General features: G+C 64.5%; 20 protein-coding genes. 16 read left to right on the top strand and 4 right to left on the bottom strand.

Going from position 1 to position 22,108, the window contains the following annotated elements:
* Positions 1-213: 213 nt before the first annotated feature.
* The 10 genes from ACIPUB_RS11930 to ACIPUB_RS11885 all read left to right on the top strand — a co-directional run bounded on the left by ACIPUB_RS11930 (position 214) and on the right by ACIPUB_RS11885 (position 9,978).
* Positions 214-1,248 carry a LacI family DNA-binding transcriptional regulator gene (locus ACIPUB_RS11930; protein ID WP_407607561.1) on the top strand — a complete coding sequence of 345 codons (1,035 nt, stop codon included), beginning with the start codon at positions 214-216 and terminating at the stop codon, positions 1,246-1,248.
* Positions 1,249-1,302: 54 nt separating this feature from the next.
* Positions 1,303-2,529 carry an extracellular solute-binding protein gene (locus ACIPUB_RS11925; RefSeq protein WP_407607560.1) on the top strand — a complete coding sequence of 409 codons (1,227 nt, stop codon included), beginning with the start codon at positions 1,303-1,305 and terminating at the stop codon, positions 2,527-2,529.
* 2 nt (positions 2,530-2,531) lie between these two features.
* Complete coding sequence (locus ACIPUB_RS11920) at positions 2,532-3,665, top strand: ABC transporter ATP-binding protein (protein ID WP_407607559.1); 1,134 nt, start codon at positions 2,532-2,534, stop codon at positions 3,663-3,665.
* Positions 3,662-4,591 (top strand): ABC transporter permease, encoded by a 930-nt coding sequence (locus tag ACIPUB_RS11915; RefSeq protein WP_407607558.1) that lies wholly within the window; start codon positions 3,662-3,664, stop codon positions 4,589-4,591. Before ACIPUB_RS11920 ends, ACIPUB_RS11915 begins: the two co-directional genes overlap by 4 nt.
* Positions 4,591-5,523, top strand: a complete 933-nt coding sequence (locus ACIPUB_RS11910; RefSeq protein ID WP_407607557.1) for an ABC transporter permease — start codon at positions 4,591-4,593, stop codon at positions 5,521-5,523. The genes ACIPUB_RS11915 and ACIPUB_RS11910 overlap by 1 nt, the downstream gene beginning before the upstream one ends.
* A 252-nt stretch (positions 5,524-5,775) precedes the next feature.
* Entirely contained in the window at positions 5,776-6,300 is a 525-nt protein-coding gene (locus ACIPUB_RS11905) for a hypothetical protein (RefSeq protein ID WP_407607556.1), read from the top strand.
* Between the two features lie 83 nt (positions 6,301-6,383).
* Complete coding sequence (locus ACIPUB_RS11900) at positions 6,384-7,229, top strand: exodeoxyribonuclease III (protein WP_407607555.1); 846 nt, start codon at positions 6,384-6,386, stop codon at positions 7,227-7,229.
* 16 nt (positions 7,230-7,245) lie between these two features.
* Entirely contained in the window at positions 7,246-8,283 is a 1,038-nt protein-coding gene (gene trpS / locus ACIPUB_RS11895) for a tryptophan--tRNA ligase (protein ID WP_407607554.1), read from the top strand.
* A 2-nt stretch (positions 8,284-8,285) separates the two neighbouring features.
* The gene (locus tag ACIPUB_RS11890; protein WP_407607553.1) at positions 8,286-8,843 is read left to right on the top strand and encodes a 2'-5' RNA ligase family protein; all 558 of its coding nucleotides are present in this window, start codon (positions 8,286-8,288) and stop codon (positions 8,841-8,843) included.
* The gene (locus tag ACIPUB_RS11885) at positions 8,827-9,978 is read left to right on the top strand and encodes a YihY/virulence factor BrkB family protein (RefSeq protein WP_407607552.1); all 1,152 of its coding nucleotides are present in this window, start codon (positions 8,827-8,829) and stop codon (positions 9,976-9,978) included. The genes ACIPUB_RS11890 and ACIPUB_RS11885 overlap by 17 nt, the downstream gene beginning before the upstream one ends.
* A gap of 193 nt (positions 9,979-10,171) precedes the next feature.
* On the opposite strand, the gene ACIPUB_RS11880 is transcribed toward ACIPUB_RS11885, so the two are convergent.
* From ACIPUB_RS11880 to sdhC, 4 genes are read right to left on the bottom strand one after another with little or no spacing between them, the layout of a single operon-like run.
* Entirely contained in the window at positions 10,172-10,954 is a 783-nt protein-coding gene (locus tag ACIPUB_RS11880; protein ID WP_264268295.1) for a succinate dehydrogenase iron-sulfur subunit, read from the bottom strand.
* A complete protein-coding gene (gene sdhA / locus ACIPUB_RS11875) occupies positions 10,954-12,741 on the bottom strand; it encodes a succinate dehydrogenase flavoprotein subunit (RefSeq protein ID WP_407607551.1) in 1,788 nt (595 codons plus the stop codon). The genes ACIPUB_RS11880 and sdhA overlap by 1 nt, the downstream gene beginning before the upstream one ends.
* A 58-nt stretch (positions 12,742-12,799) precedes the next feature.
* On the bottom strand, positions 12,800-13,246 hold the full coding sequence (locus ACIPUB_RS11870; RefSeq protein WP_407607550.1) for a succinate dehydrogenase hydrophobic membrane anchor subunit: 447 nt from the start codon (positions 13,244-13,246) through the stop codon (positions 12,800-12,802).
* 3 nt (positions 13,247-13,249) lie between these two features.
* Entirely contained in the window at positions 13,250-13,645 is a 396-nt protein-coding gene (sdhC, locus tag ACIPUB_RS11865; RefSeq protein WP_217388615.1) for a succinate dehydrogenase, cytochrome b556 subunit, read from the bottom strand.
* 251 nt (positions 13,646-13,896) lie between these two features.
* Between sdhC and ACIPUB_RS11860 the strand changes: the two genes are divergently transcribed.
* The 6 genes from ACIPUB_RS11860 to ACIPUB_RS11835 all read left to right on the top strand — a co-directional run bounded on the left by ACIPUB_RS11860 (position 13,897) and on the right by ACIPUB_RS11835 (position 22,105).
* Positions 13,897-15,009, top strand: a complete 1,113-nt coding sequence (locus ACIPUB_RS11860; RefSeq protein WP_264268292.1) for a mannose-1-phosphate guanylyltransferase — start codon at positions 13,897-13,899, stop codon at positions 15,007-15,009.
* 207 nt (positions 15,010-15,216) lie between these two features.
* Complete coding sequence (locus ACIPUB_RS11855; RefSeq protein WP_407607549.1) at positions 15,217-16,422, top strand: amidohydrolase; 1,206 nt, start codon at positions 15,217-15,219, stop codon at positions 16,420-16,422.
* Positions 16,423-16,699: 277 nt separating this feature from the next.
* The gene (locus ACIPUB_RS11850) at positions 16,700-17,794 is read left to right on the top strand and encodes a BMP family protein (protein ID WP_407607548.1); all 1,095 of its coding nucleotides are present in this window, start codon (positions 16,700-16,702) and stop codon (positions 17,792-17,794) included.
* 215 nt (positions 17,795-18,009) lie between these two features.
* On the top strand, positions 18,010-19,566 hold the full coding sequence (locus ACIPUB_RS11845; protein WP_407607547.1) for an ABC transporter ATP-binding protein: 1,557 nt from the start codon (positions 18,010-18,012) through the stop codon (positions 19,564-19,566).
* A gap of 35 nt (positions 19,567-19,601) precedes the next feature.
* On the top strand, positions 19,602-20,825 hold the full coding sequence (locus ACIPUB_RS11840) for an ABC transporter permease (protein WP_407607580.1): 1,224 nt from the start codon (positions 19,602-19,604) through the stop codon (positions 20,823-20,825).
* Positions 20,822-22,105, top strand: coding sequence for an ABC transporter permease (locus ACIPUB_RS11835; protein WP_310289141.1), 1,284 nt, complete (start codon positions 20,822-20,824; stop codon positions 22,103-22,105). Before ACIPUB_RS11840 ends, ACIPUB_RS11835 begins: the two co-directional genes overlap by 4 nt.
* Positions 22,106-22,108 lie beyond the last annotated feature (3 nt).

Raw genomic sequence — 22,108 nt, 5'->3', positions numbered from 1 at the left:
TGCCTTGCTGATGCGTGGTTCCACGAATCGACCAACCCAGGCACTGCTCGTTTAGTAGAGCATCCTTAGTGATCGGCCAGCCCTCTGCCAACTCTTCATTTGAATGGATTCTGAAAAGCCTTGACCCACACTGCAAACGCTTGCAGTATGTTTCATATCACAGCGATTCGCTGGTGATGCACGGGGGGATGAACTGACACGGGGTGGTGTGAGATGGCTGTAACAGTCCGCGATATTGCCCGGATCGCCGGAGTTTCCATTTCCACGGTGTCCCGTGCGCTGTCGTCGCCCGAAATGGTCAACGCGGCAACCCGAGCCCGAGTACAGGAGACGGCACGGAAGCTCGGGTACACGCCGAACCTCAACGCCCGCAACCTCATCTCCGGCCGCAGCGGCGCCATTGGGCTAGTCGTGCCGGACCTTGAGAATCCGTTCTTCGGTTCCATGGCCAAGGGAGTGCAAGCGAGGGCAAGAGCCGCAGGCTACGCCGTCTTTATCGCCGACACTGACGAAGACGCCTCGGTGGAAACCGAAATCATCCGCGGTCTTTCGCATCAGGTGGACGGCGTCATCGTCTGTTCGGCGCGTGGCACCGATGCCAGCATCCAACAGCTGGCCAAGGAAATGCCACTGGTGCTGGTGAACCGTCGTGTTCCGGAAGTGCCCTCCATTACCTTTGATCATGCCGAGAGTTTCCGGTCCATCATGGGTCACCTGATGGCGCTGGGGCACCGCAGGATTGCCTACGCCGGCGGCCCGCAGGCCTCGTGGGCGAACCTCCAGCGCGAGCGGTCCTTCGCGGCGGCGGGGCAGGAATTCCCGGAACTTGAGCTGGTCGAGCTCGGCAATTTCCAGCCGGTGTTCACCGGTGGCATCCATGCCGGGGACCTGGCCATTGCCAGCGGAGCGACTGCGGTTATTGCCTTCAACGATCTTGTCGCCGTAGGACTGATGGACCGACTCCGGCACCGGGGATTGAGCGTTCCGGGTGACATCAGCGTCACCGGCTTTGACAACGTCCCGGTTTCCACATTGGTCTGGCCGACCCTGACCACGGTCGATTTTCCCCGCGTTCAAATGGGCAGGACCAGCGTCGATGCACTGCTGGAAGCCCTGCAGGGCACGCCGCGCAAGTCCGAATGCCACGAAGTTCCCTTTGAACTGATGGTCCGGGAATCGACCGGAGTCGCAAAGGATCGCCCCACGGTGTCCGCGCCGAGCACCACCGCATCCGTCACCGGCGGATGACCCGCAGCTTCTGGGCACTCGCGTCCAGGGAGAAAAAGGATGAAGGAACACGATATGAAGGCTCGAAAGATCAAATATCTTGCGTCTACAGTCGCCGTGCTCGCCTTGGCAATGACTGGATGCTCGGCGCCGAACACCGGCACGACGAACACCGCCCCAGCAGCCAGCGGCGGTGAGGTGCCGGACAAGCCGTCCGCGCCCGTCTCCCTGCACATCCTGGACGTTGCGGGAAACCAGAAACTCACCGGCAAGATGGTCGAGGACTTCGCGGCGGCAAACCCGGATGTCATCTCCTCGGTCACCTGGGAGACCGGCGGCGCGCCGGACCTGGTCGGCACCATCAAGCCGCAGGTGGACAGCGGGTCGCTTCAAGTCGACCTGGTCCTGACCGGAAACGACGGACTCTCGGCCGGAATCGGGCAGGACCTGTGGGTCCCGCTGGTGACGGAATACGGAGACCGACTCTCCAACCAGGCCAACTACCTGGAGCCTGCAGCCGCCATGCAGGAACTGGCCGGCGGCTTCGGTGCCGTTGTCACCTACTACCCGTCCGGACCATTGCTGCAGTACGACCCGGACGTGGTGAAGGACGTGCCCAGCACGCCCGAGGAAGTGTTGGCCTGGGCCAAGGCCAACCCCGGTAAGTTCGGCTACGCCCGCCCGGCAAACTCCGGTCCCGGCCGCACATTCCTGATGGGCCTTCCCTACATCCTGGGCGACTCGGATCCGACCGATCCCGAGAACGGCTGGGACAAGACCTGGGCGTACCTCAAGGAACTGGGTGCCACCATTGACAACTACCCGACCGGCACCGGCCAGGTCATCACCAACATGTCCGACGGAACCTGGTCGCTGATCCCCACCACCACCGGCTGGGACATCGAACCGCGGGCCGAAAACCGGGAGCCAAACAAGATCGAGGCAGCTGCGTTCGACGACTTCACCTGGGTGACCGACGCGCACTACGCAGTGGTCCCGAAGGGCCAGTCGGCCGACAAGATCTCGGCGATCTTGCTGATGCTCCAGAACATGCTCACCCCCGAGCAGAATGCCAAGGCCTACGATTCGGGTTACTTCTATCCCGGCCCGGCAGTCAAGGATGCCACCCTGGACAAGGCTCCGCAGGAAAGCCAGGACACCATCGCCGAATTCGGCCGCGACTGGTACGACGCGCTGATCGAGGAGAAGGAAAAGGTGACGCCGTTGACCCCGGAGAAGATGGTCCAGGCGTTCGATATCTGGGACCGCGAAATCGGCGCCGGAAAGTTCGAGGCCAAGTAACCATGGCAACCTCGGCCAACGCATTCGGATCCCTTGAACTGAAGAATGTAGGACGCAGTTTTGGAGGCCACGACGCATTGGTCGACCTGAACCTGACGATCCGGGCGGGCGAGTTCATCGCCCTGCTTGGACCGTCGGGTTGCGGGAAATCGACGGCGCTGAATTGCCTTGCCGGACTGCTTCCCCTCACCCACGGACAAATTCTCATCGACGGCAAGCGCGTGGACGTCCTGCCGTCCGAAAAGCGCGACTTCGGCATGGTCTTCCAAAACTACGCGCTCTTCCCCCACCTTTCGGTGGAAAAGAACGTGGCCTTCGGGCTGCAGATGCGCAACAGGCCGCGCGCGGAAGTCTCCCGCCGCGTCAAGGAAGCCATCGCCCTGGTCAAGCTGGAGGAACACGCCAAAAAACTTCCCGGCCAGCTCTCCGGAGGCCAGCAGCAGCGTGTCGCCATCGCCCGCGCCATCGTGATCGAGCCGCGGCTGGTACTCATGGACGAGCCCCTTTCCAACCTGGACGCGAAGCTACGGCTGGAGATGCGCACGGAAATCCGCCGTCTGCACCAGTCCCTGGGCCTGACCACCATCTACGTCACCCACGACCAGGAGGAAGCGCTCAGCCTGGCGGACCGGCTGGTGGTCTTGCGCGAGGGCCAGGTCCAGCAGATCGGCACCCCGGCGGAGTTGCACGACAACCCGGCCAACTGGCACGTGGCAGACTTCATGGGCTACCGCAACCTGCTGGATTTGAAGGTGGTCTCGGTCTCCGGGAGCTCCGCGCGGGTCGAAGGCGACGGGCTGCTGCTGGATGCCACGCTGGTCCAGTCCGCGGCAGTCGGCGACGAGGTACGGGTGGCCATCCGCCCGCACGACCTCGTCGTTGCCCGCGAGGGCCAGCCGACCGATGGGCGCAACGCATTCGAGGCGACCGTGTCGGTGGTTGAATACCAGGGCCGCGAATTCGCGGTCGGGGTCACCACGGGCACGGGCAAGAACCTGTTCGTGCATTCCGAATATGCGCCGACACCCGGGGAAACCGTCACGCTGCTGCTGGACCCGGCCAGGGCACTGGTCTACCGCACCTCCCTGGCCGCAGTCTCCGCCGAGGAGCAGGAACTCCTGCAGGTGCGCGGATGAGTACGTCCAAGACGGAACCGCGCCCCAAGGCCTCGGCCAGCCGGCGGCACCGGCTCGCGGAGCGCGGCATCGACAGCCAGCTGCTGATGCTTATCCCGGCGCTGCTCTTCGGGCTGGTGCTCTTCGTCTACCCGTTCACCTACGGCATCGGCCTGACCTTCCAGCCACTGCCACGCACCCAGGAACAGTGGGGCGGCGGTTTCCTGGCCAACTACATCGCGTTCTTCAAGGACCCGTTCCTGTTCGACTCGGTCTGGATCACGATGCGGCTGGCGCTGCCGGTGGCTCTGTTCAACGTGCTGGTTTCGGTGCCGATCGCCTTCAAGCTCAGACACCGGTTCCGCGGCAAGCGGCTGCTGTCCACCCTGCTGGTCCTGCCGATCACCCTCGGCACGGTCCTCACGGCCCAGGGTCTGCTGATCTTCGGCGGCCGCCAGGGCTGGGTCAACCGCTTCCTGATGGAAGCGGGCATCATCAACGAACCGTTCCCGATCGTGAACAACTACCTCGGCGTCATGCTTTCGCTGGTCATCTCCGGATTCCCGTTCGCGTTCCTGCTGATCTCCTCCTACCTCTCCGGCATCGACCCGGCGATCGAGGCGGCTGCCAAGACCCTGGGCGCGGATTGGAAGCAGCGCTTCAGGCGCATCATCCTTCCGCTGCTCGCCCCCGGTCTGGCCACGACGTTCATCCTCACCTTCGTGCTGGCGTTCAGCGTCTTCCCGTCCGCACGGCTGGTTGGTGACCCGCTGGGGGAGACGAGGGTGATGGCGCTGATGGCGTACCGCGCGTTCGGCGAGCAGCAGGACTACGCCATGGCCTCGACGATCGCCATCATGATGGGCGTCGTGGAACTGGTCGTGATCGCCGTGGTGCTGCTGTGGCGCTCGTTCCTCTACAAAGGGTCAACAGGAGGCAAGGGATAATGGCAATCACGCCCATGGTCGAATCGGCCCCGGAGCCCGGGCCCGCCCGCAAGCGCGGCAAGAAACCGTACGCCAAGCCAGCCCGCCCGCCCGGTGAAAGAGCGCTCATAGCCTCCCCTGGCACATGGTTCGTCTGGGCGGGCATCGCGGCGTTCTTCATCTTCCTTGTCGGGATCATCTCCAGCGTTGTGGTCGACTCGTTCGGCAAGCCGTGGTTCGACACCTGGCTGCCGGAGACGTTCACCCTCGACTGGTACACCGGGGCCTGGGAACGGTTCAACCTGGGCCAGATCGTCTTGGTGACCCTCGGTGCCTCCTTCACGGTCGTCGTCCTTTCGGTCCTGATCGGGGTGCCCGCCGCCTACGTGCTCGCGCGCCGGGACTTCCCCTTCAAGAAGCTCGTGACGGTGCTTTTCCTGCTGCCGGTGCTGATGCCGCCGATCACCTACGGCATCCCGTTGGCCACTGTCATGTACAACTTCGGCCTGGGCCGCACGGTGCTGGCGGTCATCCTGGTGAACCTGGTCCCGTCGGTCCCGTTCGTGATCCTGACCATGACACCGTTCATCGAACAGATCAATCCGGCGATCGAGAACGCCGCCCGCATGTCCGGAGCGAGCATGCGCCGGGTCTTCACCCGGATCCTCGCCCCGCTGCTGGTGCCGGGGATCCTGGCTGCGGCCATCCTGGTGCTGGTCAGGACCGTTGGCATGTTCGAGCTGACCTACCTGGTCTCCGGTCCGACTTCGGACACCCTGGTGGTGGCCATCTACCGGGCCATGACCTCCTCCGGCGGCGGCGAGGCCCGGCAACTGGTCTCCAGCATGGGCGTGCTCTACACCGCGATGATGCTGGTCATCCTGGTGGTTGCGCTGCGGTTCGTGAACCCGACCCAGCTGGTGGCACGGGTGAAGGAGTCCCGCGACGACTGAACCGACATCACCGGTCGTTGTACGGGCCGGCGCGGGAAATCGCGGGGACTCACGGTACCGGGGGAGGGAAACGCCCTGGGCGCAGTGCCAGGCGCGTCCTTGCTCCAAAAGGGGCGCCAAACACGCGATCGGCAAGGCCCGGGTCGTCCCCTGAAACCTGCACGTGCGGCCCAGAGGTTGGTCAATTAAGCTGACAAGCGTAATCCGCGCCCGGATTCGGTCCGGCAGCCGCGTGTTTGAGAGAATATAACCATGGAACCCCTCGGTAGTAACTCGGCCCGCGCGCAGGGCAAAAAGATCACCATCAACGCCTCGACCCTCTCCTTCGCCGTCATGGTCACCATCTTCTTGGTGGCCGTCGTCTTCGCGGCGAACCAGAACGACGTCATTGGCTGGCTCGTTGTGGTGATTTCCTTGGGTTGGCTCCTGCTGTCGGCGTTCCTGGTCCTTGGACTCAAGCGGGGTGCGGCGAAGATGAGTACCCAGCTGAAGGCCGCCACAGCGGCAGCCGCCACCCGCGGCCAGGGAGCTCCAAGCACCAGCCCCGTCGTCATGGACGAGGCAACGCGAAATCGCGACCTGAAGCTTGACCACTCCTTCAAGATCATTCAGGTGCAGGTCGGTGTCGTGAATGAATACCGGGCGCAAGGCGGCGAGGATGCCAAGGGCATGGTTGACCGCGCCCTGGAAACCATCGAGATCACCGCTTCCAACGCCCGTGACATGATGAAGCCCTCCGGTCGTGGAGAGCCCATGACCGGCGAGGTCATCGACTAAATATTCGGAGCCGTCGCCGACAAGGCGACACCCCGGCAGTGCCGGCGACAACCCCTCGAACAAATATCGATAAGGTGGATGGCGTGATACCTACCTCAGAAGAGATCCTGGCCAAGTCCGAGCGTGCGTTGCGCGTTGCCTCGGTGAACGTCAACGGCATCCGTGCTGCCTACAAGCGCAACATGGCCGACTGGATCGACGCCCGCGACACGGACATCCTCTGCCTGCAGGAGGTGCGCGCGCCGGATGCGATCGTGCGCGAGCTGGTCGGCGAGGGCTGGCACATGCTGCACGCCGAAGCCAAGGACAAGGGGCGCGCCGGGGTGGCGGTGCTTTCGCGCGCCGAGCCGACCGCCGTGCGCGGGCACATCGGCGAGGAGTACTTCGCCGAGTCCGGGCGCTGGGTGGAAGCGGACTTCACCATGGAGGACGGCAGCACGCTGTGCGTTGTCTCCGCCTATGTGCACTCCGGTGAGCTGAACACCCAGAAGCAGGTGGACAAGTACCGCTTCCTCGAGCGCATGAATGTGCGCCTGGTCGAGCTGAAGAACGAGAAAGACCACGTTCTGGTGGTGGGCGACTTGAACGTCGTGCACACCGAGAAGGACATCAAGAACTGGAAGCCGAACCACAACAAGCGCGCCGGCGTGATGGACGAGGAGATCGCCTACTTCGACGGGTTCTTCGGCGATGGCATCGGGTACAAGGACGTGGCACGGGAACTGGCCGGCCCCGACGCGCAGGGCCCCTACACCTGGTGGTCCTTCCGCGGGCAGGCATTCGACAACGACGCCGGGTGGCGCATCGACTACCACATGGCCACCCCTCAGCTCGCTGAGAAGGCCGTCAAGTCCCATGTGGATCGCGCCTCGGCCTACGATTTGCGCTTCTCCGACCATGCTCCGCTGGTCGTCGACTACCAGTTCTAAAGGACCCATCCAACGCATGAGCGAAACACTGGCCACCACCACCCGTCCGCGCGTCCTGTCGGGCATGCAGCCCTCGGCCGATTCCCTGCACCTGGGCAATTACCTGGGTGCCCTGGTCAACTGGGTCAAGGCCCAGGATGACTACGAGGCGTTCTTCTTCATCCCGGACATGCACGCCATCACGGTGCCGCAGGATCCGGCCGACTTGCGCAACCGCACCCGGGTCACCGCGGCCCAGTACATCGCCGGCGGCATCGACCTAGAGAAGTCAACGCTCTTCGTCCAGTCGCAGGTGCCCGAGCACGCGCAGCTTGCCTGGGTGCTGAACTGCATCACCGGCTTCGGCGAGGCCAGCCGGATGACGCAGTTCAAGGACAAGAGCTCCAAGGGCGGTGCCGACGTCGCGTCGGTGGGGCTGTTCACCTACCCGGTGCTCATGGCCGCGGACATCCTCCTGTACCAGCCCCAGGGCGTCCCGGTGGGCGATGACCAGCGCCAGCACGTGGAGCTGGCCCGCGACCTGGCCACCCGCTTCAACCACCGCTTTGGCGAGACCTTCGTGGTGCCGGAGGCCTTCATCAAGAAGGAAGGCGCCCGAATCTACGACCTGCAGGCCCCGACCTCCAAGATGTCCAAGTCCGCCTCCAGCCCCAACGGCCTGATCAACATCCTGGACGAGCCGAAGCTGGTGGCCAAGCGCATCAAGTCCGCCGTCACCGACGCCGACACCGTCGTGGCCCACGACCGCGCCAACAAACCCGGGGTGACCAACCTGCTGGAGATCCTCTCGGCAGTGACCGGGACCCCGATCCCGGCGCTGGTCAACGAGTTCGAGGGCAAGATGTACGGCCACCTGAAGGTGGCGGTGGCGGACGCCGTCGTCGAAGCGCTGACCCCGGTGCGGGCCCGGACCCTCGAACTGCTCCAGGACCCGGCCGAGTTGGATTCGCTCCTTGCCGCCGGCGCCCTCAAGGCGCGCGAGGTTGCTTCCAAGACGCTGGCAGACGTGTACGAGCGCGTTGGCTTCATGGCTCCCCTGGGAGGGATCCGCTAGCAATGGGCACCAATGCAGGGGAAAGGACCGGCTCCGACGTCGCGCAGGCGACGGCTCTCGGGGTGGTCATTGAGATCCCTGCACCGCACGACGCAGCACTGCGCACGTGGCTCCGGCGCTACGGCGGAGTGGCGGCAGCGGCCGTCGCCCCGCACATCACCCTGGTCTCCGGCTCCACCACCGACTGGGATTCCGCGGTGGAGCATGTTCACAAGGTGGCTGCCCAGGCGGAGCCCTTCGAGGTCAGCCTGCGCGGGACCGGGACGTTTAGGCCCATCACGCCGGTGGTGTTCCTGAACGTGGAGAACGGCGCCGATTCATGCAGCGAATTGCATGACGCGTTGGTTGACGGTCCCATGCGGCACGAGGTGGCCTACGGCTACCACCCGCACCTCACGATCGCCCACGAGGTCGAAGAGGCTGTCATGGACCTGGCCCAGGAAGAACTCAAGGGCGAATCCCTGAGCTTCACGGTCCAAAGCATTGGCCTCTTTGCCCTCGATGCCACCGGTGCCTGGTCGCTTCGTGAGGAGCTGGGTCTTGGTGGGCCGTCGAGCTAAGGGATCAACGGCGCCGGCCTGGGACACAGCCGACGACGTTGAGCCGGCCGCTTCGGCGAGTACGTCCATTGACCCCGTTGCCGGGGAACTTGGGACCCGGGCCCCCGGCGTGGTGGCCCGCCGCTTTGTCGGCGCTCCGGTCGCGGCCCCGCCTTCCCCTCTGGACCCCCGGGCACTTCACGCCTTCATCCGGCTGAAGGCGCAGGAACTTTACCAAGCGCGTGCCTCCGGCACGCCGTGGCTGCGTTTCAAGACCTTCTGCCTCCTGCTCACCGCCAGATTCTACGCGCTCTACCCCCTGAGGGTCTGGAACCTATACGTCAGGCGCCGCGGACCGTTGCTGGCCGCCGGCAGCGCATACCGAATGTTCTTCTCGATCGCCGCGATGCTTGTGGCGGGGTTCGCCGTGCTGGGAATGTTTGCCAGCGACAATCCGGTGCTGCGCGACGGCGTGATCGCCATGGTCGCGGCCGGCACACCCGGACTGCTTGACACCGGCCACGGGGGACTGGCCAACCCGGAACAACTCCTGGGCTTTCGCAGTTTCGGGCTCACCCTTGCAGTTTCCCTGGGTGCCCTGGTCTTCACGTCGTTGGGCTGGCTTTCCGGCCTTCGCGAGGGCATCCGCACCATCCTTGGCCTGCATCGGGACCGCTCCAACCCGGTGGTGTCCAAGCTGCGCGACGCATTGTTGTTGCTGGTCCTCGCAGTGGCCCTGATCGCCTCGAGCACCCTGGCCATTGCCAGTTCCTCGATGGTTGAATCCCTGTCGGCAGTGCTCCACCTCAATGGGTGGTGGACCAACGCGTTGAGCCGGGTGGGCTTCGTCGTGGCGATGTTCGGCCTGGATTGCGCCACCGCATGGGTGCTTTTGCGGGTGGCCTCACGGGCCAAGGTCATTGACGGGGGACTGGCGGGTGGCGTCCTGCTGGCGGGAGCCGGTGCAACGATCCTGCGCTTCCTCTCCGCCATGCTGCTGGCCTCCTTGACCAACAATGCCGTGCTGGCGCCCTTTGCCGTGATCCTGGGGTTGTTCATCTGGTTCAACCTGCTCGGACACGTGTACCTGCTCTCGGCGGCCGTCGTGGCCGTTCGCTCGGCGGACGTGGAACGCGCTCGCGCCAAACGCGCCTGAGCGGCAAAAGCAGAGCTTCCGCCTTCCCTGGACACCCCCCCGCCCACAGGGCACGCGCAATGGGTCCTTCCCCATGGCATGGGAATGGACTGCACGGATGGCCGTCCCGTCGACCGCCCCCAGGTACTGCTTAAAGCAGTGTGGCCCGGCTTCCCGCAAGGGAAACCGGGCCACACGAGGGCCTAGTTTGAAACTAGATGGAACGGGCCAGGATGGCCTGCTTGACCTCGGCGATTGCCTGGGTCACCTGGATGCCACGCGGGCATGCTTCGGTGCAGTTGAAGGTGGTGCGGCAGCGCCACACGCCTTCCTTGTCGTTCAGGATCTCCAAACGCATGTCGCCTGAATCATCGCGCGAGTCGAAGATGAAGCGGTGTGCGTTCACGATTGCCGCCGGGCCGAAGTACTGGCCATCGGTCCAGAAGACCGGGCAGGAAGAGGTGCACGCGGCGCAGAGGATGCACTTGGTGGTGTCCTCGAACTTGGCGTGGTCCTCTGCCGACTGGTAGCGCTCCGCCGAGGGCTCGTGGCCCTTGTTGATCAGGAACGGCATGATCTCGCGGTAGGACTGGAAGAACGGCTCCATGTCGACGATGAGGTCCTTTTCAAGGGGCAGGCCCTTGATGGCTTCAACGGTGATCGGCTTGGAGTGGTCCAGGTCCTTGAGCAAGGTCTTGCAGGCCAGGCGGTTGCGGCCGTTGATGCGCATGGCATCGGAGCCACAGACGCCGTGGGCGCACGAACGGCGGAAGGACAGCGAACCGTCGTGGTCCCACTTGACCTTGTGCAGGGCATCCAGCACGCGGTCGGTGCCGTACATGGTCAGCTCAAAGTCTTCCCAGTACGCGTCTGCGGTGGTCTCCGGCAGGTACCGGCGGACGCGCAAGGTGATGTTGAACTGCGGGATTTCTCCGCCGCCGCCAACACCTGGCTTCAGCTCAATCTTCGATGCTGGTTCCGGAAGTTCCGTGCTCATTAGTACTTACGCTCCATCGGCTGGTAACGGGTGAAGATGACGGGCTTGGTTTCCATGCGAATGCCGGAAATGCCCTCGGTGGTGGCCGTTGCGTCGCGGTACGACATGGAGTGCTTCATGAAGTTCTCGTCGTCGCGGTTCGGGAAGTCCTCGCGGTAGTGACCGCCGCGGGATTCCTTGCGGTACATGGCGGCTGCGGTCATGACCTCGGCCATGTCCAGCAGGAAGCCAAGCTCGATGGCCTCAAGCAGGTCGAGGTTGAATCGCTTGCCCTTGTCCTGGACCGCCACGTTCTTGTAGCGCTCGCGCAGTTCCTCGATGACCACGAGTGCACGGTTCATCGAGTCCTTGTCGCGGAACACCTGGACGTTGGCGTCCATGATGTCCTGCAGTTCCTTGCGCAAGACTGCAACGCGCTCGGTTCCGGTGGAGTTGATCATGGCATCGATCTGGTTGGCAGTGAATGCCTCCGGATCCTCGGGAAGCTCGACGAACTCGGCGCCCAGGGCGTACTTGGCAGCGGAGATGCCGGCGCGCTTGCCGAACACGTTGATGTCCAGCAGCGAGTTGGTGCCCAGGCGGTTGGAGCCGTGAACCGAAACGCAGGCAACCTCGCCGGCGGCGAAGAGGCCCGGGATCACGGTGTCGTTGTCCTGGAGGACCTCGGCTTCGATGTTCGTCGGGATGCCGCCCATGACGTAGTGCGCGGTCGGGAAAACCGGCACCGGCTCCGTGTACGGCTCGACGCCCAGGTAGGTGCGGGCGAACTCGGTGATGTCCGGGAGCTTGGCATCGATGTGAGCCGGCTCCAGGTGGGTCAGGTCGAGCAGGACGTAGTCCTTGTTCGGGCCACAGCCGCGGCCCTCGCGCACCTCGTTGGCCATCGACCGGGCGACGATGTCACGCGGTGCGAGGTCCTTGATGGTCGGGGCGTAGCGCTCCATGAAGCGCTCACCCTCCGAGTTGCGCAGGATGGCGCCTTCGCCACGGGCTGCTTCGGAGAGCAGGATGCCCAGGCCGGCCAGGCCGGTCGGGTGGAACTGCACGAATTCCATGTCCTCGAGCGGGATGCCCTTGCGGAACGCGATGCCCATGCCGTCACCGGTGAGGGTGTGGGCGTTGGAGGTGGTCTTGAAGACCTTGCCGGCGCCGCCGGTGGCGAAGATGACGGACTTGGCCTGGAAGACGTGGAGTTCGCCGGTGGCCAGGTCGTAGGAAACCACGCCTGCAACGCGCTTCTGCTTGTAGGCGGTGCCGTCCTCGCGGAAGGCATCCTCCTCAACCATGAGCATGTCCAGGACGTAGAACTCGTTGTAGAACTCGACGTTGTGCTTGACGCAGTTTTGGTACAGCGTCTGCAGGATCATGTGGCCGGTGCGGTCCGCTGCGTAGCACGCGCGGCGCACGGCGGCCTTGCCGTGGTCGCGGGTGTGGCCGCCGAAGCGGCGCTGGTCGATCTTGCCTTCCGGGGTTCGGTTGAACGGAAGACCCATCTTTTCCAGGTCGAGCACCGCGTCGATGGCTTCCTTCGCCATGACCTCGGCGGCGTCCTGGTCAACCAGGTAGTCCCCGCCCTTGACGGTGTCAAAGGTGTGCCATTCCCAGTTGTCTTCTTCTACGTTGGCCAAGGCCGCACACATGCCACCCTGTGCCGCACCGGTGTGCGAGCGGGTTGGGTAAAGCTTGGTGAGAACGGCCGTACGTGCGCGCTGGCCGGATTCAATGGCCGCGCGCATGCCTGCGCCGCCTGCTCCGACAATCACGACGTCGTACTTGTGTACCTGCATACCTGATGCTCTCTTTTCTTGAATTCTCTGCTTCAGCGAACGAACGGGGAGCCGAAGATTACTGGCAAGCCGCGATGGAGTTACCGGCGATGCAAGGATCGAAGGTGAAGATCACCAGGGTGCCCATGACGACGATGACAATGGTCGCAACGTAGAGGATGCCCTTGAGCCACACGCGGGTGGCAGGCTTCTCGGCGTAGTCATTGATGATGGTGCGCACGCCGTTGGTGCCGTGGAGCATGGCCAGCCAGAGCATTGCCAGGTCCCAGAACTGCCAGACCGGATCGGCCCACTTGCCGGCCACGAAGCCGAAGTCGATGGCGTTGATGCCGTCGCCGACCATGAGGTTCGCAAAGAGGTGTCCGAATATCAAGACGACCAGTGCGACGCCGGAGAGGCGCATGAAGAGCCATGCGACCATTTCGAAGCTGCCGCGCGACTTGCGGGCGCGGTTGTACTTCGGATCGATGCGTTGGCTGCGGGGTGCAGCGATTTCTGCCGACATGGGTTAGTGACCTCCAAAGGCGAGTGACAGGTGGCGGATGGAGAATGCCACCATGGTGATGACCCAGAGGGCCAAAACGCCCCAGAGCATCTGGCGGTGGTACTTGGTTCCCGACTTCCAGAAGTCGACCAGGATCAGGCGCAAGCCGTTGAACGCGTGGAAGACGATGGCAGCGACGAGGGCGGTTTCACCCAGGGCCATCAGCGGGTTCTTGTACGTGGACATGACCGCGTCGTAGGCGCCGGGGGAGACCCGGACCAGGGACGTATCGAGCACGTGTACCAAAAGGAATAAGAATATTACGACACCCGTTACGCGGTGCCCCACCCAAGACCACATGCCTTCATGGCCGCGGTAGAGGGTGCCTGACGAAGCCTTCGACACTGAATTAACCTCCATGACTCGCAAGGGCGCATGTGTATTTTCCACACAATAAATTGACGCCTTGGTGCGAGCGTTCCTTGCCCGATCTTAGACCACCATCGACAAGGGTGCCCATTCTTTCGGCTATCCGTGTGAGTAGCCTCACCGGAACATGGGGTTGATCGGCTAAACATCCGGGAAATGCGCGAAATACATTAGATTCCAATGCCGTATTTCATGGGGGGCCGGCACCGCTTTCCCGAGGTTCATCCATTAGCCTTAGTCGGATGAACGCTGAACTCATGGCACGATTCCACGGGGTCATCCCTGCAGGTGGTGTCGGCACCCGTCTGTGGCCGCTCTCGCGCGCCGCCGCCCCGAAATTTCTCCACGACCTGACCGGCTCCGGATCAACACTGATTCGGGCCACCTACGAGCGGTTGATCCCGCTGGCGGGCGACAACATCATGGTGGTCACCGGCCGCGCGCACCGCACCGCGGTGCTGGCGCAATTGCCGGAGCTCGGCGACCTGAACCTGGTCCTTGAGCCGGATCCCAAGGACTCCGCGGCAGCCATCGGCCTGGCCGCGGCGATCCTGTACCTGCGCAACCCCGAGACCATCATGGGCTCCTTCGCCGCGGACCAGGTCATCGTCCCGGTGGAGGTCTTCCAGGAGGCCGTGCGCGAGGCGATCCACACCGCTGCCACCGGCAAGATCGTCACCATCGGCATCCGTCCGACCTTGCCGTCCACCGGCTTCGGCTACATCCGGGCCGGGGAGCGCATGGACATCTCGGGCGCACCCACCGCGCGCGACGTGGTCGAGTTCGTGGAGAAGCCCGACGAGGACACCGCCCGTCGCTACCTCGCCGACGGCGGCTACCTGTGGAACGCAGGAATGTTCGTGGCCCCGGTGTCACTGATGCTCGAGCACCTGCAGCGCAGCCAGCCGGAGCTGCACGCCGGCCTCATGGAAATCGCAGCCGCCTGGGAAACCGGCGATCGCGTGGCAACCATGGACCGCATCTGGCCAACGCTGCCCAAGATCGCCATCGACTACGCAGTGGCCGAGCCTGCCGCCGCGGCCGGGGACGTGGCCGTGATTCCCGGGGTGTTCAACTGGGACGACGTCGGGGACTTTGCCGCCATCGGCCGGCTGAATCCGGCCAGCGAGAAGACTGGCGTCACCGTGGTGGGCGCGAACCCGCGCGTGTACTCGGACAACGCGACCGGCGTGGTGGTCACCGACTCCAAGCGCGTGATTGCCCTGATCGGCATCCACGACGTGGTCGTGGTGGACACTCCCGACGCGCTGCTGGTCACCACCAAGGAACATGCCCAGTCGGTGAAGGGCACCGTGGAAAAGCTCAAGGCAGAGGGCGCCGTCGACGTCCTGTAGGTGCACGGGCCGGAAGCCACCGGCCCCTGTCCGATGCCCCGCGGCAGTGCTGGAGAAGCGTTTGCCGCGGGGCATTTTCATTCGGCGGAAAGGGTTGCGCATCAACGTCCGCATTAAAAAGGAGGCGAAAGTGAGCGAGGCAACAATTGGAAGCGAACAGCGCAAGCTCAGGTCCCAGCGCGTATTGTCGGTAAGGTGCGCACGAGTATGAATGAAGACCTGAAGATCCCGTCCGTCAAGCCCTGGGTGAAGCCCCTGGTTGGCGAGCTGGTGGCATTCCGTCGAGAGGTCCATGCGAATCCGGAGCTCTCGTTCGTGGAATACAAGACGACCGAACGGATCCTCACCCGGCTGCGCGAGGTGGGCCTGGCCCCTGTCGCGCTGGAGGACACCGGAGCGTACGTAGACATCGGCGACGGGCCCATCGCCCTGGCGCTGCGCGCGGACATCGACGCGCTGCCGATCCTGGAGGAAACTGGCCTGGATTACGCCTCGGTGGTGGACGGGGTTGCGCATGCCTGCGGCCACGACATCCACACCACCGTGATGCTCGGGGTTGCCAAAGTGCTCAAGGCCATCGACGACCAGTCGCCGCTGGGCGCGAGGATCCGCGTGATCTTCCAGCCCGCCGAGGAAAAGATGCCAGGCGGCGCCTTGAACGTGATTGCCGCCGGCGTCCTGGACGAGGTCCCGCGCATCGTGGCCCTGCACTGCGAGCCGCGCATCGACGCCGGAAAGATCGGCACCCGCATCGGCGCGATCACCAGCGCGTCCGACACCATCAAAATTGAACTCGTCGGCCGCGGCGGGCACACCTCCCGCCCGCACCTGACCGAGGACCTGGTCTTCGCGATGAGCCAGATCGCCACGAACGTGCCAGCCGTCCTGGGTCGGCGCATCGACGTGCGCAGCGCGGTCTCCGTGGTCTGGGGCCAGATCCATGCCGGCAGCGCTCCCAACGCGATCCCTGCCACCGGCTATTTGGCCGGAACCATGCGCTGCCTCGACGGGGAAGCCTGGAAGGGTGCCGGGGACCTGCTGGACGAGGTCGTGCGCCAGGTGGCCAGCCCCTACGGAGTCGAGGTCAAGCTCGAGCACATCCGCGGCGTCCCCCCGGTGATCAACACCGAAGAGGAGACCGACCTCATCGAGGATTCGGCGCGCGCCGAGTTCGGTTCCGGATCCATCGTGCTCACCCCGCAATCCATGGGCGGGGAGGACTTCGCCTGGATGACCAGCAAGGTGCCCGGTGCCATGATGCGCCTGGGTACGCGAACCCGGGGCGGGGAGAACTACGACCTGCACCGCGGGGACTACATTCCCGACGAGTCGGCCATCGAGGTGGGCGTGACGGTCATGGCCTCGGCAGCACTGCGGGCCATCGAGCAGCTGAGGTTGGCTACCGAAGAGTAGGTCCGATCCGTAGCGTTATCTGGTTGTAACCTTCTTCCATAATGCGTCAAGCGTTTTACAGGTTAGGCTATGTGGTTGTGAAGCCGTTCTTTCCGAACGTGCCCTGCCCCACAATTGTGGAGGCCGGGGACGTCGCGGGAAGCCGCGGATTCATGCCGGCGCGGCAAGTTGCCGGCGGCAGTGCCCCACCAATCGTGGGTATGGATTCCCGGCCGGGCAACCCCCGCGAATCCGGGCCACGGTACTTGTAGCTCGTAACTATATGGAGGAACTCCCTATGCGCAACTTCAAGCGCAAGACCGGTATGGCTGCTGCCGTGCTCGGCATTTCTGCACTCGTCCTGACCGCCTGTGGCGCTGCACCCGAAGAGGGCAACGGCGGCCCGGACGCGGCATCGGACTACCTGGGCTGCATCGTTTCCGACTCCGGCGGATTCGACGACCAGTCCTTCAACGAATCTTCCTTCCGCGGCCTGAGCAAGGCCGCCGAGACGCTGGGCTTCACGCCGAAGACCGCCGAGTCCAAGGCCAACTCGGACTTCGCCACCAACCTCAACGGAATGATGGGTGCGGGCTGCAATCTCACCATCACGGTTGGCTTCCTGCTCGGCGATGCCACCAAGGCAGCTGCCGAGGCCAACCCCGACAAGCACTTCGCCATCGTCGACTTCGCCTACGACAAGCCGATCGAAAACGTGAAGCCGATCATCTACGACACGGCCCAGGCCGCCTACCTGGCGGGCTACGTCGCCGCGGCCCAGTCCAAGACCGGAACCGTTGCCACCTTCGGCGGCATCAAGATCCCGACCGTGACCATCTTCATGGACGGCTTTGCCGATGGCGTCGACAAGTTCAACGCCGACAAGAACGAGAACGTGAAGCTGCTGGGCTGGGACAAGGACAAGCAGGACGGCACCTTCACCGGCGACTTCGAGAAGCAGGACAAGGGCAAGCAGGTCACCAAGAACTTCCTCGACCAGGGTGCCGACATCGTCATGCCCGTGGCAGGCCCGGTCGGCAAGGGCGCCGGCGCGGCCGTGAAGGAAGCCAACGCAGCGGGCAAGGACGCCCTGCTGGTGTGGGTCGACTCCGACGGCTTCCTCACCGCACCTGACTACAAGGACGTCATGCTGACCTCGGTCATCAAGACCATGGACACCGCGGTGGAGCAGGTCATCACCGACGACCAGGCAGGCACCTTCGATTCGGAGGCATACGTGGGCACCCTGGAAAACACCGGTGTTGCACTGGCTCCGTTCCACGACTTCGACTCCGACGTCTCCGCCGAGACCAAGGCCGAGCTCGAGGCACTGAAGGCCGGAATCATCGACGGTTCGATCAAGGTCGAATCACAGGCCAGCCCGAAGTCCTAGCACCCCGCACATCCGGCGGTTTCCGGACACCGGCACCACACGGCGCGCTGCCGGCTCTCCCTCGCACCTCCCCACGACACGTGGGGGGTGGCAGTGGGGGGCTGGTGGTGCGCCGTTGGCCTGCATAGTCTTGGAACCAGCTGGCACGGGCAATGCGGCGGGATGGCCCCCATCAGGGCTCCCACCGCTATCTGACAAGCAAGAATGGTGGTGTCGTGAAACTCGAACTCCAAGGAATCTCAAAGGCGTTTGGATCGTTCTACGCCAATGAGGACATCGACCTCGTTGTCGACGAAGGGCAGATCCACTGCCTGCTCGGCGAAAACGGTGCCGGCAAGTCAACGTTGATGAACGTGCTCTACGGCCTCTACGAGCCGACGGCCGGACGCATCCTGGTGGACGGCAAACCGGTGACCTTCCGCGGCCCCGGCGATGCCATGGCCGCGGGCATCGGCATGGTGCACCAGCACTTCATGCTGGTCCCCGTCTTCACCGTGGCCGAAAACGTCGCCCTGGGCGCCGAGTCCACCAAGGGCGGCGGCTTCCTTGACTTGGAGGTCACCCGGAAGAAGATCCGGGAAATTTCCGACAAGTACGGATTCCACGTCGACCCCGACGCGCTGGTCGAGGACCTGCCGGTGGGCGTGCAGCAGCGCGTGGAAATCATCAAGGCACTGGTGCGCAACGCCGAGGTGCTGATCCTCGACGAGCCCACGGCCGTGCTGACCCCGCAGGAAACCGACGAGCTGCTGGACATCATGCGCCAGCTCAAGGCCAACGGCACCTCCATCGTCTTCATCTCGCACAAGCTGCGCGAGGTCAAGGCCGTCTCGGACGTCATCACCGTGATCCGTCGCGGCCGCGTCGTGGGCGATGCCCCACCGGATGCCGAGACCACCGAGCTGGCCTCGATGATGGTCGGCCGCGAGGTCAAGCTCACCATGGACAAGGACCCGGCCAACCCGGGCGAGGCGACCTTCAAGGTCAAGAACCTCACCGTCACCTCCATCACCGGCCAACACGTGGTCGATGACCTGAGCTTCGAGATCCGCCGCGGCGAGATCCTGGCCATCGCCGGGGTCCAGGGCAATGGGCAAACCGAACTCACCGAGGCGATCCTTGGCATCCAGGACCGGGTCTCCGGTTCCATCACCCTGGAGGGCAAGGAACTGCTGGGTCGCAGCGTCAAGCAGGTCCTGGGCGCGGGCATCGGCTTCGTTCCCGAGGACCGCACCGCCGATGGATTGATCTCGGATTTCAGCATTGCCGAAAACCTGGTCCTTGACCTCTACGACAAGGCACCTTTCGCCAAGGGCATCTCGATGCGCCCGGCCCAGGTCGCGAAGAATGCGGAGTCCCGGGTCGCCGAGTTCGATGTGCGCACCCCATCGGCCGAGAACCTGGCTTCCTCCCTCTCGGGCGGCAACCAGCAAAAGGTCGTGATGGCCCGCGAGCTCTCCCGCCCGCTGCGCCTGTTCATCGCCTCCCAGCCCACCCGCGGCGTCGACGTGGGGTCCATCGAATTCCTGCACCGCCGCATCCTTGCCGAACGCGACGGCGGCACCCCGGTGATGATCGTGTCCACCGAACTCGACGAGGTGCTCCAGCTCGCGGACCGCATCGCCGTGATCTACAAGGGCAGGCTCATCGGCATCGTGGATGCCGACACCCCGCGCGATGTCCTGGGCCTGATGATGGCCGGCGTCTCGCCGACCGAAGCCGAAAGCGCCCACAAGGATTCCCCCGACGACATGGAAGGAGACTTCGCGTGAGCCAGAGCGAACTTTCCCCCGGCAGCCCTCCACCGCTGCACGCCAAAACCACCGAAGAGAAGCAGCGCAGCACCTGGGAGCGAATCACGCAGGGCCCGGGCCTCGTCTCGGTCCTGGCGGTCATCGTGGCCCTGGTGCTCGGCGGGCTGCTGATTGCCGTTACCGACGCCAAGGTCGCCACCACCGCCGGCTATCTCTTCTCGCGCCCCTCGGACTTTTTCCAGGCGTTGTGGGCGGCGGGAACCGACTCCTACGTCTCGCTCTTCCAGGGCTCGATCTACAATTCGCGCCAGGGCTTTGCTCCCTTCCTGGAAACCCTCACGGTTTCCACCCCGCTGATCTGCGCCGGCCTGGGCGTTGCCCTGGCGTTCCGCGCCGGGCTGTTCAACATCGGTGCCCAGGGCCAGATCATCATTGGTTCCGTCATGGCCTCCTATGCAGGTTTTGCCTGGCACCTGCCCTTCGGCCTGCACCTGCTGCTGGTGATCCTCATGGGCATCCTCGGCGGAGCGGTCTGGGGCGGTCTGGTGGGCCTGCTCAAGGCACGCACCGGCGCCCACGAAGTGATCCTCACGATCATGTTCAACTACGTGGCCCTGTACTTCCTTGACTTCCTGCTCAACACCGAGGCCTTCCAGCGTCCGGGGGAGACCAACCCGATTTCACCCATCCTGGATCCCAGCGCCGTCTTCCCGGCGCTGCCCGGATCCCGCCTGCACCTGGGCTTCGTCATGGCCATCGCCCTGACAGTCCTGGTTGCCTGGATCCTGAAGCGCTCCACCATCGGCTTCGAGTTCCGCGCCGTGGGAGCCAATGCCGCTGCCGCCCGCACCGCCGGGGTCAACGTCGCGCGTTCCACCATCCTGGTGATGGCCATCGCCGGCGCCCTGGCCGGGGCCGCCGGCGTGGCCCAGGTGGCGGGCACCGAAAAGGTGCTCACCGCCGGCATCGCCGCATCCCTGGGCTTCGACGCGATCACCGTGGCACTGCTGGGGCGCTCCACCCCGTGGGGCACCTTCTTTGCCGGCCTGCTCTTCGGCGCGTTCCGTGCCGGGGCGGTAACCATGCAGATTTCCACCGGCACCCCCATCGACATCGTCCTGGTCGTCCAGTCGCTGATCGTGCTCTTCATTGCCGCACCGCCCCTGGTTCGCGCCATGTTCGGGCTGAACCGCAAGTCAAAGAACAAGCCACAGAAGAAACCCAAGCACGAGGCGCCGGCGCCCGCTGCACCTGCCAGCCAAGGAGGTGGCGCATGAGCGCGCCGGCCCCAACCCTGTCCGCCAAGTCCCTGGTGCATGCGCCGGTGGGTTGGAAGACCCCCATCATGCTCTCGGTCATCGGACTGCTCTCGCTGGTGTTCTTCGGCTTCGGCGGCTCCGCGCAAACCGCCACCTTCGGGATCTCCACCGGCGGCGACGTGTTCACCCTGCCGAACGTAGTGGTTCCCGGCATTGCCACCGGAATCGTGCTGGGCCTGGCCATGTGCGTGCTGGCCGGGTACTCGATCTTCATGACGCGTGAGCACCGACCCACCCCGGGTTGGGTGCCCATGGTTTTCGCCGCGCTGTTCATCTTCGCGTTCCTGGTCTGGGTCGTCTCCGGCGCCCGCACCCCGCAGATCTCCCTGGCCGGGCTGATTGCCGGGTCGGTGACCCTGGCGGTGCCACTTGTCTTCGGTTCGCTTTCCGGGGTCCTGTGTGAGCGCGCCGGCGTGGTCAACATCGCCATCGAGGGCCAGCTGCTCGGCGGCGCCTTCAGCGCCGCGATCATCGCCTCGGTGACGGGCAGCCCCTTGCTTGGCCTGCTCGCCGCAGCGGTGGCAGGCGCACTGGTCTCGGTGGTGCTGGCCATCTTCTCCATCAAGTACGTGGTCAACCAGATCATCGTCGGCGTGGTGCTCAACGTGCTGGTCTCGGGCATCACCGGGTTCCTGTTCACCACCGTGATGCAGACCGACCCGGAACTCTACAACTCCCCGGGGCGCCTGACGGTCATCGAGATCCCCGTGCTCTCGGCCATCCCGATCATCGGCCCGATCCTTTTCCGCCAGTCCATCGTGGGCTACCTGATGTACATCGCCGTGGCGGCGGTGTGGATCGGGCTCTTCAAGACCCGGTGGGGGCTGCGCGTGCGCGCCGTGGGCGAACACCCCAAGGCCGCCGACACCCTGGGCATCAAGGTCAACACCACGCGGTTCGTCAACGTGATCATGGGCGGGGCGATCGCCGGTATCGGCGGTTCCTTCTTCACGCTGGTGGCCATCGACTCCTTCACCAAGGAAATCTCCGGCGGGCGCGGCTTCATCGCCCTGGCCGCGGTGATCTTCGGACGCTGGAATCCCATCGGGGCCTTCTTCGCCGCACTGCTCTTCGGCTTCGCCGACAACCTACAGTCGATCCTCACCATCATCGGCACCCCGGTGCCCAGCCAGTTCATGGCGATGCTGCCCTACGTGGTCACGGTCTTTGCCGTGGCCGGCCTGGTCGGCAAGTCACGGGCACCGGCTGCCACCGGCCAACCCTACGTGAAGGGCTAGGGA

It is taken from the genome of Paeniglutamicibacter sp. ORCA_105 (assembly GCF_045798545.1).
Classification (GTDB): Bacteria; Actinomycetota; Actinomycetes; order Actinomycetales; family Micrococcaceae; genus Paeniglutamicibacter; species Paeniglutamicibacter sulfureus.
The sequence above is the reverse complement of the archived record's forward strand: the minus strand, read 5'-3'. Positions and strand labels throughout refer to the sequence as shown.